Annotated in this window: 10 protein-coding genes; 5 read left to right on the top strand and 5 right to left on the bottom strand. The window is 74.2% G+C overall.

Annotated features, from left to right (window positions below; translation table 11 throughout):
• The first annotated feature begins 46 nt into the window (after positions 1 to 46).
• The 5 genes from AB0G74_RS14380 (at position 47) to AB0G74_RS14400 (ending at position 6,189) form a co-directional block, all read left to right on the top strand.
• Positions 47 to 3,346 carry an FG-GAP-like repeat-containing protein gene (locus AB0G74_RS14380; RefSeq protein WP_361145117.1) on the top strand — a complete coding sequence of 1,100 codons (3,300 nt, stop codon included), beginning with the start codon at positions 47 to 49 and terminating at the stop codon, positions 3,344 to 3,346.
• Between the two features lie 236 nt (positions 3,347 to 3,582).
• On the top strand, positions 3,583 to 4,521 hold the full coding sequence (locus tag AB0G74_RS14385) for an aminoglycoside phosphotransferase family protein (RefSeq protein WP_361145120.1): 939 nt from the start codon (positions 3,583 to 3,585) through the stop codon (positions 4,519 to 4,521).
• 38 nt (positions 4,522 to 4,559) lie between these two features.
• A complete protein-coding gene (locus AB0G74_RS14390; RefSeq protein WP_361145122.1) occupies positions 4,560 to 5,147 on the top strand; it encodes a DinB family protein in 588 nt (195 codons plus the stop codon).
• 108 nt (positions 5,148 to 5,255) lie between these two features.
• Positions 5,256 to 5,759, top strand: coding sequence for a helix-turn-helix transcriptional regulator (locus AB0G74_RS14395; protein ID WP_361145125.1), 504 nt, complete (start codon positions 5,256 to 5,258; stop codon positions 5,757 to 5,759).
• A gap of 10 nt (positions 5,760 to 5,769) precedes the next feature.
• Positions 5,770 to 6,189 (top strand): VOC family protein, encoded by a 420-nt coding sequence (locus AB0G74_RS14400; RefSeq protein ID WP_361145128.1) that lies wholly within the window; start codon positions 5,770 to 5,772, stop codon positions 6,187 to 6,189.
• Positions 6,190 to 6,455: 266 nt separating this feature from the next.
• Here the strand turns inward: AB0G74_RS14400 and AB0G74_RS14405 are convergent, their stop codons facing one another.
• From AB0G74_RS14405 to AB0G74_RS14425, 5 genes are all read right to left on the bottom strand, one after another.
• Entirely contained in the window at positions 6,456 to 7,553 is a 1,098-nt protein-coding gene (locus AB0G74_RS14405) for a selina-4(15),7(11)-diene synthase (protein WP_361145131.1), read from the bottom strand.
• A gap of 669 nt (positions 7,554 to 8,222) precedes the next feature.
• Entirely contained in the window at positions 8,223 to 10,388 is a 2,166-nt protein-coding gene (locus AB0G74_RS14410; protein ID WP_361145312.1) for an AAA family ATPase, read from the bottom strand.
• Positions 10,389 to 10,586: 198 nt separating this feature from the next.
• Positions 10,587 to 11,366 (bottom strand): TetR family transcriptional regulator, encoded by a 780-nt coding sequence (locus tag AB0G74_RS14415; protein ID WP_361145134.1) that lies wholly within the window; start codon positions 11,364 to 11,366, stop codon positions 10,587 to 10,589.
• A 203-nt stretch (positions 11,367 to 11,569) separates the two neighbouring features.
• Complete coding sequence (locus AB0G74_RS14420) at positions 11,570 to 12,649, bottom strand: phosphotransferase (RefSeq protein ID WP_361145137.1); 1,080 nt, start codon at positions 12,647 to 12,649, stop codon at positions 11,570 to 11,572.
• A 197-nt stretch (positions 12,650 to 12,846) separates the two neighbouring features.
• A complete protein-coding gene (locus tag AB0G74_RS14425) occupies positions 12,847 to 13,605 on the bottom strand; it encodes an HAD family hydrolase (RefSeq protein WP_361145140.1) in 759 nt (252 codons plus the stop codon).
• Between the last annotated feature and the right edge of the window lie 113 nt (positions 13,606 to 13,718).

The raw sequence follows: 13,718 nt of genomic DNA on the forward strand, positions 1-13,718 counted from the left end.
ATTCCACTGCCCCCTCGCGCCGGTTGCCCTGGGGAGGGACCACTTCATGACTCGTCCGCCGGACCAGCGGGCCTCGCGTCGTCGGCGCCTGGCCGGACCTATCGCTCTCACCGTCGCGCTCGCCGTGACCGCCGGGATCGGCGTGACGGCGGGGACCGCCGTCGCCGCCGGTTCCGGTACCGGCTCCACCGGGACCGGCGGCAGCTCCGCCGGTCCCGTGGTCGTCAGCCCCGGCGCGCGGTTCGTGCCCCGGGCCACCATCGTTCTGAATACCGGGGAGACGGGCTTCCTCACCGCCCGGGAGGGGGACGACCGGCTCCGCTGGACCGACTACGCCACCGGTGCGGCGACCGTACTCGCCCACCGGCTGCCGGAGCCGCTCGCCTATGACGTGGACGGGTTCCGGTTCGCCTCGTACCCGAAGGACTTCGGGCACGGCTCCGACACCGTCGCCGTCTACTCGGAGTCCCCGTCGCCGCGGGTGACGCTTCAGCGGGGCGCCGGTGGCGGCGGTCCCGTCACCACGATTCCGCTGCCGGAGGGGCAGACGTACGTCGGGACGTACGGCGACACCGTCGTCACCCGGACCGGGACCGAGCGGGAGACCACCGGACTGCATCTGCTCGACCTGGTGAACGGGGAGGTACGGGACCGGAAGCTGACGGGCCTACCCGAAGGCTGGAATCTCACCATCAGCGAGGGCGACGCCCGCTCCGTCGCCGTACGCGGTATCAAGTGGGTGGACACCACCATGTCCCAGGGGTGGTGGGTGGTCGACCTCGCCACCGGCTCCCTGAAGACGCTCTCCACGGCGGGCGAGAGCGTCTCGTTCGACCGGGACACCGTCTTCCACCACGGAGCCCCCGGCAACCAGAGCGCCCAGGTGTACCGCCGGGACGATCTCGGCGCGGAGCCGGTCACGGTCGATCTGCGGGACGTGGGCGGATACGACGCCGTCGTCCGGCCCTTCGCCGGTGGCCATGTCACGGTCTCCCCGCCCAACCCGGGGAACAACGAGTACCGGGGCAATGAACTCGTCTTCCACGACAGCGCCGGTGAGCGCAGGGCGCTGCTGGCCGTCGCCGCCACCTCCGTACACCGCACGCCCGACGGTTCGCTCCTGGTGACCGGCGCCGAGACGCACACCTGGGAAGGCGCCCTCGACTGGGGCCACTACCTCTTCAGCACCGGCCCCGGCGGCGAGATCATCCGCAAGCGGCTGGCCGACGTCGAGGACCGGGAGGCCAGGCCCGCGGGCATCGCGCTCGGCAGCGGCATCCTGACCACGGCCGACGACTCCCGGCTCTACAGCCCGCACACCTATATCGGCGCCTACCGCAGTACCTGGCTCAAGACCTCCGGCCGGCCGGAGGAGCTGCGGTCGACCGTCGACGCCCTCGCGTCCGGCCGGGACGCCGACTGCGGCAGCACCGACGGCGTCTACTGCGTGACCATGTTCGCGGGCGGTGACGGACAACATGGCCGGGAGGCGGCGACCGAGCAGGGCGCCACGATGCTCTACCGGAACGGCTCCGACGCCTGGGGTCCCCGGATCACGTCCGGGCTCGGCAACCCCGAACTGGTCGACCTGTCCGGCCGGTACGGGATCGTCGACCAGGGCTGGGGCGGGCAGCAGGCGGTGCTGCATTTCAAGGACGGCGCCACCGGGAGCGTCGTGAAGAAGCGGAAGCCGGTCGCGGCCTCCGTCTGGGGCGACACCCTGTGGAGCGCCGCCGGGGCGTGGAACGACACCGGCTCGGGCGTCCCGACCCGGGTGGCGGCGGAGAGCCTGGCGACGGGCGCCGCGGGTGAGTCCTTCGACGCGGGCTGTGTCGCCCGCGACCTCCAGGCTGTGGGCCGCTGGGTCTACTTCCGGTGCAGTAACTACTGGCACGACTTCAAGGGCGCCGGGGTCTACGACCGGCAGACCAAGCGGACCCTGCCGCTCGGCGCCGACGAGACCCTGCTCGGCGACGGCTATCTGGTCCGCCGCTCCGACGCGGCCGGGCTCACCCTGGTCGATCTGGGGAACGGCTTCCCGGCCGGGGCCGCCGAGCGCGATCTGCCGAGCCGGGTGGTCGCCACCGCCGCCGAGCTGGGCGACCGGACCGTACGCAGGTCCGGCTGGACCGTCGACCGCTTCGGCGGTCATATCGCCTACACGGGCGCGGACCGGCGGGTGCGGATCGTCCCGTCCGGGGTGACCGCATCCCGGATCGCGGCCGTCGACGCCGACGTGCCCGCCGCCGCGCAGGTCGGCGCCGTCCAGGCCGGCGGCGTCCAGGCCGGCGGCGTCCAGGCCGGCGGCGGGGTGTGGAAGCCCCGGTGGTGGCTGTCGAAGCCCGGCGCCTCCTGGTCCCTCGCACTGCGGCACAAGGGGACCGGCACGGTCGTCAGGACCGTCACCGGGGGCGAGGCCCGCGGCCTGGTCGACGCGTCGTGGGACGGCCGGGACGCGAACGGGCGGCCCGCGCCCGACGGGGCGTACGACTGGACGCTGACCGTGAAGCCCGCCGACGGGCAGGGCGCCGACCTCTCGGTCTCCGGGGCCCTCGCGGTCAGCGGCGGCGCGGCCGTATGGCGGGACATGACCGGGGCCGACGGCTACGGCGATCTGCTGGTGACGGACTCCGCCGGGGCCGCGTCCCTCTACCGGGGGAACGGTACGGGCGGGCTGTCCGCCCGGATCCCCGGTACGGGTACCGCCTTCCCCGCCGACACCGTCCTCGTCCCCTACGGCGATGTCGACGGCGACCGGTGCGGGGACGTCCTCGCCCGGGTCGGCGACCAGCTGCGGGCCTACCGCCCCGGCTGCGGGAAGGTCGTCGGCGCATCGTCGCCGTACACCGTGATCGGCAACGGCTGGGCGCAGTACGACCAGATCACCTCGGCCGGTGATACGAACGGCGACGGGTACGTCGATCTGATCGCCCGCCAGAAGTCCACCGGTGATATGTACTACTACTCCGGTACGGCCGATCACCGGGTCAAGGCCCGGCTGCGGATCGGGACCAACTGGAAGCTGTACCCGCGGATCACCGGGGCCGGTGACCTCAACGGCGACGGGCGCGGCGATCTGATCGGGATCGACTCCGCCGGGGTGCTGTGGCGCTACTACGGGACCGCGACCGGCGGTGTGACCGCGCGGGAGCGGATCGGCCACGGCTGGAACATCTACTCGGCCGTCGTCGGCACCGGCGACTTCTCCGGTGACGGACGGCCCGAGCTGCTGGCCCGGGACACCACGGGCAAGCTGTGGCGGTACTCGGCGAACGGGGCCGGGGCGTACGGCGGCCGGGTACTGGTCGGCAGCGGGGGCTGGAACACGTTCAAGGGCCTGTTCTGATTCCGGACCGGGACCGGGACCAGGACCGGCATCCCGATCCGGACCGGGGCTGAGAGCGGGAGGGGGTACGCCGCCGACACGGAACGTCGTGTCGGCGGCGTACCGCTGTTCCGGGCCGGACGCGGGGCCGGGCTACGGGCCTGGCCGTGGGCCTCGTACCGCCGGGGAAAGTCGGTGGCTTCCGCCCCGCCCGGCGATGAGACTGCCCCGGTGACCCCTGCGAGCCGAGGACGCCCGTGACGCTGCACGAGAACGAGATCCCCGCCGACCCGGCCCTGGTCCGGTCGCTGCTGTCGGCCGAACGCCCGGAGTGGGCCGGTCTCCCGCTCTCCGCCGCGGGCGCGGGAACGGACAACACCATGTACCGGCTCGGCGACGAGCTGCTGGTCCGGCTGCCGAGGACCGCCGACAACGCCGATGCCGTACGGAAGGAACAGCGCTGGCTGCCCCGGCTGGCGCCGCTGCTCCCCCGGCCGGTGCCCGAGCCCGTGCACGCCGGGTCGCCGAGCGCCGCCTTCCCGCTGCCCTGGTCGGTCTACCGCTGGATCGACGGGGAGGTCGCCGGTCCCGGCACCGTCGGCGACTGGGCCGCCTTCGGGGCCGATCTGGCCGCGTTCGTACGGGAGCTGCACGGCGCCGATCCGATGGGCGCGGTACGGGCCGACGGCCTCGACTGGTACCGGGGCGGCACCCTCGCCCCGTGCGACCCCTCGGTCACCGAGGCCCTCGCAGGCTGCCGGGCCCTCGTGGGGGACCAACTCGACGTCGACGCCCTTGAGGAGCTGTGGCGGGCCGCCCTCGCCCTGCCGGACCCCACCGCGCCGCACGGCTGGCTGCACGGCGACCTCAAACCGAGCAACCTCCTGGTCCGGGACGGCGCCCTGTACGCGGTCATCGACTTCGGCGGGCTCTCGGTCGGCTTCCCCGACGCCGAACACTCCACGGTCTGGGATCTGCCGCCCGAGGCGCGCCGGTCCTACTGGGACGCCCTGGACCTCGACGACACGACCTGGTTACGCGCCCGCGCCTGGGCCGTCGCGGTCGCCGTCAGCGGTGTCCCGTACTACTGGAACACCTACCCCGCCTTTGTCGCCGAGTGCCTGGCCCGGCTGCGGTCGGTACTCGCCGACGCCGCCGAGCGGGCAGCGGCCGGGGACGTGACCGGCGGGCCATGACCGGCGGTTGATGATCGACCTGGCGGGAGACTATTCGTATGACCATCACTCAGGATGCCGACAAGGCCGATCTCCTCCGCTATCTGAGGGACGCCCGCGAAGCCCTGCTGTGGAAGCTCGACGGGCTCCCGGAGTACGACGTCCGGCGGCCCATGACCCCGACCGGGACCAATCTGCTGGGTCTGGTGAAGCACGCGGCCACCGTGGAGCTGGGCTATCTCGGGGACACCTTCGGGCGGCCGTCCGGCGAGCCGCTGCCGTGGGTCGCGGAAGGGGCCGAGGCCAATGCCGATATGTGGGCCGCCGCCGACGAGTCCCGCGCGTTCGTCACCGGGCTCTACCGGCGGGCGTGGGCACACGCGGACGCGACCGTGGCTGCCTTGCCGCTGGACACCGTCGGACGGGTGCCGTGGTGGCCCCGGGGACGGGACGAGGTAACCCTGCGGCATGCCCTGGTCCGGGTGGTCGCCGACACCCAGCGGCACGCGGGGCACGCCGACATCCTCCGGGAGCTGATCGACGGCTCCGTGGGGATGCTCCCGGCCAATGCCGGGGTGCCGGACGGGGACACCGCGTGGTGGGAGCGGTACCGCGAGCGGCTGGAGCGGACCGCGCGAGAGGCGTAGAGCCCTGCGGGGCGGCTCGGTACGGGCGGACCGCGCGGCGAAAGCAGGGCCTTACCGGCTATACCGACAATTCGGTCATTGTCAGTCGTGGTCGTTACCGTGGAGAGCATGTCCAGTGTTCCCCTGGCCGATCTCGTCCGGCTGCGCCGCGCCCGTGACGTGATGGACCGCGATTACGCCCAGCCCCTGGACGTCCCGGCGCTCGCCAGGGGCGCCCATATGTCGGCCGGGCATTTCTCCCGGAGCTTCCGGGCGGCCTACGGCGAGACGCCGTACAGCTATCTCATGACCCGGCGGATCGAGCGGGCCAAGGCGCTGCTGCGGCGGGGCGATCTCGGGGTGACCGAAGTCTGTATGGCCGTGGGCTGTACGTCCCTGGGGTCGTTCAGCTCCCGTTTCACCGAGCTGGTCGGCGAGAGCCCGAGCGCCTACCGGGCGCGGGACCACGGCGCCGGCGCGGCCATACCCGCCTGTTACGCCAAGATCCGCACCCGGCCCGTACGGCGTACCGGGACCGGGACCGGGGCTGGAACCGGGCCCGGGACCGGGGCGGCGGTCCCGGCCGGGCAACCGGTCAGGATCGGAGAAGCGTCCTCGGTTCCCCGGCCGTAGCGTGAAACGCATGGACATCAAACTCTCGCAGTGCTTCATCGCCGTCGACGACCACGACAAGGCCCTCACCTTCTACCGCGACGCCCTCGGCCTGGAGGTCCGGGGCGACGTCGGCTTCGAGGGGATGCGCTGGGTGACCGTCGGCTCCCCGGAGCAGCCCGATGTGGAGATCGTGCTGGAACCGCCGCTCGCCGACCCCGGTGCCTCGGACGACGACCGGAAGGCGGTGGCCGAGCTGCTGGCGAAGGGGCTGCTGCGCGGGGTGATCTTCCGTACGGCCGACTGCGACGCCACGTTCGAGAAGATCCGCGCGGCGGGCGGCGAGGTGGCTCAGGAGCCGATGGACCAGCCCTACGGCGTCCGCGACTGCGCGTTCCGGGACCCCGCCGGAAACATGATCCGGTTCACCGAGCCGCGCGGCGGCCGGTAGGAACCGGAGGACGGGGCCCGGACAACGGGACCGGGACAGCGAGGCCCCGGACAGTAAGGAGCCGGACAACAGGACCCTGACAGCAGGAGCCGGAGGACGGGAGCCGGGGCCGTTTCCGGGCCGCGCCGATCGGTCCGGACCGGCCGCCGGACGCCGGACAGCCCCCGTTACGGGCCTGCCGCGTACGGCCCGCGACGGGGGTGCGGGCCGCACGGGACGGGACCGGGGCGGGGCCCGGCCCCGCCCGGGGGTCGGTTTCGGTTCGGTCAGCGGCCCGCGACGGCGGGCCTGCGTAACGGCGTCTCGTCATCCCGGGCTCCTTCCGGTTCGGGCAGCAGCGACCACCACCACCGGATCACCGGAATGTCCAGCGGCTCCGTGCCCGCGTCCGTCGGGGTGCTGCGGAAGCTGCTCGGCAGGTCGGCCGGGTTGTCGGGGGTGGTGTAGCGGCGGGAGCTGACGCTCCAGTCCTGGGTGGCCCGGACGAAGTGCCGCAGGCTCGACAGATAGCGGCGCAGCCGGGGGCTCGCCGTCCCTGCCCGGTGGTCGTGGAGCCGGAGGTAGAGGCACATCACCCGGTCGCGCTGGGCGATGGCCGTGGCGAGCGCGGCGGCCGGGGAGAGCCCGTCCTGGTGCTGGAGTACGCGCAGGGCGTTGAGGTAGAAGCCCTTGCCGGACACCTCCTTGTGGTGCGAGAAGATGTCGTTGTCCCAGCTGATGATGAAGGACGTCATCTCGCAGAGCGCCCGGGTCGCCGGATGGTCCCGTTCCTGGGGCGTCAGCTCGTAGTCGTGCCCCATCTCCAGCAGGGGGAACACGACCGTGGCGGCGCCGTCGTAGAGCCGCATCAGGGTGTAGTCGTCGAGGTTCGGCACCGTACCGGCCCGGCGGTGGTCGGCTTCCCAGACCACCGAGAAGAAGTACTCCCGCAGGGCGTCCACCCACCGGGTGGCCTGGGCGTACGTACCGAATCTGTCGATCCGGGCCCGCAGGTCGCGCAGCCCGTTGGCGAGCGGGTCGGCCAGCAGGAAGGGCCCCTCGGGGTCCTGGGCGACCCGCAGCAGCCGGTGGAGGACCCCGACGAGATCGCCGGGCCGGTGGCCCAGGTCGCTCTCCTCGCAGTAGCCGTCGTCCACGCCGAACAGCCAGAGCACGAAGTCGGCGAGAAGGCTGACCACCTCCTCTCTGCCCTCCGGCAGGATCCGGGCGCAGAAGGTGCCGATGTCGTGCCGGACGAGTCTGCTGCGCAGTTCGGGCGAGCCGATCTCGAACGACTCCGCCCAGGCCGCCGTACGCGCGTCGATGACGGCGTGTCTTGGATGGATCGCCGGAGGTATCGGCGCGTAGATCGGCGGAACGGTCAAATGGGGTCCCACCCTGGATCACCTCATAGCGGAGACGACGATTGGCGGCGAACGATCACACACGGAGCGCGGAAGTGCGCGGGGCGTTAGCTGTATAGATCAACGACGGCGCATAGTACTTGCGGGCCGGGCGTCGTCCAATGGGGTCTTTCCGCCACATTCCCGGAGGGCGTAGAGGGTTCACCGGCGCGACCCGGGCGGGCGGCGGCCCCGAACCGCTTCCCCGGGCCGGGTGGCCGAGGGGCGGGCCGTCGGGCGAAATAGCTGGTGGGGCCCGCTCGGGCGGTCGGTGAGTCGCGTTGTGCCGGGGGAGTACCCGGGCCCGTGCGGCGGTAACCGCCGGGGGGTTGCGGGAGAGTTGCGAAGGGTGCAATTTGCGCCGCGCGCCGTGGACAGCCGCTCTGATTGGCGTAGTAAAGACGGCCACTTCGAGCCGCGGGTGGCTGGCGTCGGGCGTACATGTGACACGCATGTACCGAACGGCCGTACGGAACGGCCGCCACCGGTCGACCGGGTGTCCGGAATCCCGCCCCGGGGGGGGAGAGGGCGGCGGGGTGGGCGGGGCCCGGTGCGGGCGGCGGGGACCGTGGGGGCTACGGGCCGTTACCGGACCCGGGGCCGGGGGCGCGGCCGGGGCGCGGTCGGTCGGGCCGGAACGCCCCCTGTCCGTCAGTCCGTCAGTTCGCGCGGGAGCGGCCGGGCGTGGACCACGGTCAGCCGGGAGACGGCCCGGGTGAGGACCACGTACAGCCGGTGCGGCCCCCGTTCCTCCGCCGCCGCGATCGCCGCGGGCTCGGCGACGACGACATGGTCGTATTCGAGGCCCTTCACGAGATCGGCGGGGAGGACGGCCACCCGGTCCGGCTCGTCCGGGCCACCCCCGGATCCGCCCCCGAGTCCGCCCGCGGCCCCGGACCCGAGCCCGGCCGCCGCCAGTGCCGTACGCAGCCGGGCGGCGTCCCGGCGGTCCGCGATCACGGCGACCGAACCCTCCCGGGCGAGCGCGTCCCGTACCGCCGCCACCACCCCGGCGGTCAGTTCGGCCACCCGCCGGACCGTCAGTTCGCCGCCGGGCCGGGCCGACCGGGCGGGCGGTACGTCGACCCCGAGGGAGCCCAGCAGCCGGTTCGCGTACTCCAGTACGGCGCCGGGCACCCGGTATCCGGTGGTCAGCGCCGTCACCTTCGCGTCCGGGCGTCCCAGCAGGGCCAGTTGCTCCGGCCAGGAGCGGGCGGCCCAGGGGCTGGTGCCCTGGGCGAGGTCGCCGAGGACGGTCAGCGATCCGAAGGCAGTACGGCGGGCGACCGCCCGGCACTCCATCGGCGACAGGTCCTGGGCCTCGTCGACGACGACATGGCCGTAGCCGTCGGGGCGGGCCATCAGCCCGGCGAGTTCGTCCAGGAGGACGCGGTCCGCCGGGGTCCAGACCGGGGGCCGGGCCTTGCGCCGGGCCCCCGTACGGGACCGGGCCGGGGCCGAAGCCGAAGTCGAGGCCGAAGTCGGGGCCGGGGCCGGGGCCGGGGTCGGGGCCGGGCGGCGGATCGCGGCGCGCTCCGCCGGGGTGAGCGCCGGGTCCGCCGGATCGGCGAGGAACGCGGTCAGCACCTCCTCCGGCGTCGTCCTCGGCCATACCGCGTCGAGGAAGGCGCCGACCGGCCGGGACCGTTCGATCCGCCGGACCCATCCGGTGCCGCGCGGGCCCGCCCGGCGTTCGGCGGCGAGCCGGATCTCCCGTACGGCCCGGTCCCGGACCCGCTCGCGCCCGGTCTCGTAGGGCGGCTCCCCGGCCCTGACCTCCGCGACGATCCGGGTCAGCGTCTCGGCCGGGATCCGCCAGCGGTACGAGCCGTCGGGGACGACGAGCCCGGCGCCGGGACCGTCCGGGAGCGGGCCGCCGACCCGGGCGTACAGGGCGCGGCGCAGGACGTCCGCCATCCGTACGTCGTGCTTCACGACGGCGGCGGCCGGGGTGTCCTCGGCATCCGGGGTGCCGCCCGGGGCGGGGGCGGCGGCCGGGTGGCGGGTGATCTCCTCGGCGAGCGTCGACTGGCGGACCCCGGTCTCGCCGAGGGACGGCAGCACCCGCTCGATATAGCCGAGGAAGGCCCGGTTGGGGCCGATGACCAGCAGTCCGCCCCGGCGCAGCCGCCGGGGGTGGGTGTAGAGCAGGAACGCCGCCCGGTGCAGGCCGACGGCGGTCTTGCCGGTCCCGGGGGCGCCCTGGACGCAGACGGTTTCGGCGAGGCCCGAGCGGACCAGGTCGTCCTGTTCGGGCTGGATGGTGGCGGCGATATCGCGCATCGGGCCGACCCGGGGGCGCTCCAGCTCGGCCGTGACGAGCGGACTGAGCGGGCCGAGCGGCTGCCCGGCGTCGGCGGCATCGGCGGTGGCGGCGGGAGCGGGGGCGCCTTCGAGGTACTCGTCCTCGAAGCCGGTCAGTTCGGCGGAGAGACCCGTGGCGAGCGGGGCCCAGCCGTACCGGCGGCGGATCCGGACGCCGTACGCGGCCCGGGGCCCGGCCTGGTAGAAGGTGCGGGCCACCGGGGCGCGCCAGTCGATCACCAGCGGCGGCGCGGTCCCCGGGCCCGTACCGGGGCCGGATTCGGGGCCGGGGTCGGTGATCCGGCGGCGGCCCAGGTAGTAGCGCTGGCCCCGGTGGTCACCGGCGGCGGGCCCGTCGGTGAAGTCGAGCCGACCGAAGAAGAGGGGGCCGCCGGGGTCGTCGGCCAGTTCACGGGCGCGGCTGCGGAGTTCGTAGCCGAGTACCTCCGCGTCGGCGCCGGAGGCGAAGGCGTGCTCCCCGGTGACGACCCGTTCGGCGGCGTCACCGGCCATGGCGGTCAGGGCGGCCCGGCACCGGTCGTGACGGGCCCGCTCACGGTCGAGAGCCGAGTCGGGGGCGGAGTCGGAAGCGGCGGAATCGGCGGAGGCGGGGACAGCGGCGGGAGCGGGCACGGGCACGGCGGACGGCTCGGGCGGTGTCATTCCGCCGAGCCTAATACAACTCGGTTCAGTTTTTAACTCGGTTACATTTTACGGCTCCGGCGACTCGGCCCACTCCGACGGGTCCGACAGCTCCGACGGCTCCGGACGCACCGGCTCGTCCCCCGAGCCGTCCCCCAGGCCGTCCCGCAGTCGCGCGAACGCCGCGTCGACCGCCGCCAGGGCGTCCGGCCGGATCGCGGCCACGCTCTCGCCCGCCGCGATCCGCCGCCCGTTCTCCTCGGCCAGCACCCGCAGTACGGCCACGATCTGGGCCGCCGCCTGCCGGGCCCCGGGCCCCGCGCCCAGGGCCGCCGCCAGCGACTCCTCGGACCGGCACTGGTACGCGTACAACCGGGCGACCAGACCAGGAGTCCCGTACAGCAGCCGCAGAAAGGCCGGGATCTCCGGGGCGTCGCCGAGCCCGGTCACCGGATCGGACCGTTCGACGCCCGCCCGGACATGGCGGCGCAGCGCCTCCAGCGGCGGCACCCCCGCCCGGCGCGCGGCGGCCACCACCCGGGCGGGCTCGCCCTCGTGGTCGGCGAACCGGTACAGCACGAGGTCTTCCTTGGCCGGGAAGTACCGGAACAGCGTCGGCTTGGACACCCCGGCGGCGGCGGCGATCTCGGTGACCGGGACCGCGTCGAAGCCACGCTCGACGAAGAGCGCGATCGCCGTGTCCGACAGGGCCCGTCGGGTGCGCTCCTTCTTCAGCTCGCGCAGTCCGGGGGACCACTCCCCTTCGGCGCCGGACCCCGCCTCGCCGCCCTTGCCCTGCCGTTCGGCCGTCCCGGCCCCCGCCCGCGCGCCCGCGCCCGCCTGGCCCATCCGCCCGCCTCCGCACCCGTCCGCCGCAGTTCAGCGCCCCGGGCCGGGGCGGGGCCGCTCCGGGGGCGGCGGCCATCCTAAGACGTGCCGTACGGCTCCATAGGGCTCCGTACGGGTACGCGGTCCCCACACCGCGACGGACGCAAGGACCGGAGCCTCGACCGGGCCCCGCGCCCGGGTGCCGCACGGGCGCCCGGACGGGCTCAGGCGGGCGGTCCCGCGCGCCAGGCGGTCAGCGCCTCGGCGATCCACCCGACCGTGGGTATCTCCGCGAGCCCCAACGGCTCCCCGGCGCGGGCCAGTACCGTACGGACGCGCCGGGCGGCCCCCGGCGCCGCGCCGGAGCCGCCCGCGGCCGACCCCGCCGACCCGGCGGCCCCCGCCGCCCGGATGACATCCGTATAGACCGACTGCACCCGCTTGTAGTCCAGCAGCAGCGGCAGATCCCGGCGCCAGCCCCGGGCCGCGCCCGGCCGGACCGACTCCACCGCCGCCGCCCAGCGCGCCGCGACCGCCGCCTCCTGCCGGGCCGGATAGCGCATCAGATGCAAATGGGTCGCCAGGTCGTACAGCGGATCGCCGAACATCGCCAGCTCCCAGTCGATGGTCCAGAGCCGCCCGTCGGCGTCCACCACCAGATTCTCCCGGTGCAGATCGCCGTGGAGCAGACAGAACGGGCGGGTGGTGAGCGCCGCCGCCCGCGCCGCCAGCCGCCGCAGCCCCCGGTCCGTCACCCCGAGCGCCGCGAACAGCTCCCCGTACACCGGGAGATGGGCCAGATAGACCCGCTCCTCCGTGAACCGCATCAGCGATACGGCGAACGCGGCGCAGTCGCCGTCGGCGACCCACTCCTCCGCCGGGCCCAGCCGCTCCACGGCGAGAGATCGCGGGGTGATGGCCGCGAGTTCCCGGAAGAGCCGGCCGATCTGGTCCAGATGCGGCTCGGCGACCGCCGTACCCGGGCCCCGGTACGTGCCCAGGGTGGCGCCCTCGATGAACCGCTGCAGCCGTACCTCGGCCACCTCGATCGTCTCCGGAACACTGCTGACCCGCCCGGCCAGCGCGCGGACCAGGGCGCCCTCCCGGACGAAGCTGCGGAGATCGAAACGGGGTACGTCCAGGCGCGGCTCACGGCACTTCCAGCGCACCGTGCCGGCCCATCCGCTGCCTTCGGGATCGGGCAGCGGGAACACATACGTCTCGTGGTGGTACCCCTGGAGCGGGCCCTCGATCAGCGCCCCGGCGGCGCTGAGGCGGGCCGCGCGATCGCGGACTCCCGACACCGACTCGACATTCATCCGCCCCGGCCCGGTAGGAATGGGCGACCTCCTTCCGTACTCGCGTACGGCGCACTTTGATCGTGCCTGGTGGAGAGGGTGCGGGGGAAGGGCACAACGAGGCAGCCGCCGCTCGCGTTCGCGGCGTCGCCCGTGGCCTGTCCCGCGGTTCCCCGAGAACAACCACGACGGCCGCGCGGCGCTCAGGGGCGGACGAACGGCGGGAGCGCGGTCATCGCCGGGACGACCAGAGGCGCGCCCGACTCCCGGAGCAGGGCACGGCCCCCCGGCGTGGCGTGGTAGCCGCAGAACCGCATGCCCGCGGCCCGCGCCGCCTCGAAGTCCGTCACCGCGTCGCCGATCATCAGATGCGCGTCGCCCGGGATGGCGTCCGCGCGGGCCGCGCGGAGCGCCCACGGGTGGGGTTTCATCCGCCGGGCGTCGCGGGGGCGGCCGACGATCGGGCCGTCGAAGTGGGCGAGGACGCCCATCCGTTCGAGGATCCGCTCGGCGGCGCCCGCGTGGTTGTTGGTGGCGACGGCCAGTCGCCGCCCCGAGCGGTGGCAGGCGGTGATGAACTCGGCCGCGCCCGGAGTGGGTCCGGCGGTCTCCGCCGCTTCCCGCTCGTAGTGGTCGAGCAGGTCGTGGAGGGCGGCGACGGTCTTGTCCCAGCCGTCGGCGGCCCCCGCCCGTTCGCGTTCCTCCGACTCCCGGGTGTAGCCGCGCAGTACGGCGATGGGGTCGGTGCAGTCGCGGAGTCCCTCCACCACACAGCCCCGGCGTTCGGCGGTCTCCAGCATCAGCCGGGCCGCGCCGGAGGCGGGCCGGCCGCCGAAGACGTCGGCGACGGGGCCGTCGAGGTCGAGGACGACACACCGGGCGCGGTCCAGCGCTTCGTTCAGGGCTTCGTGTGTGGCTTCGTGCGGGACGGGTGCCGGTGGCTTGGAGGGCATGGCGGGCATGGCGGGGCTGTCTCGGTCTCTCGGATACGTTTCGCGGATACGGTGTCGCGGATACGGGATCTCGGCCTCGGGAACGGACGGTACGGACCCGGACCCGGCCCCGCCCCGGGGCG

Origin of the sequence: Streptomyces sp. NPDC020875 (assembly GCF_040641415.1) — a bacterium.
In the GTDB taxonomy this organism is placed as follows: domain Bacteria; phylum Actinomycetota; class Actinomycetes; order Streptomycetales; family Streptomycetaceae; genus Streptomyces.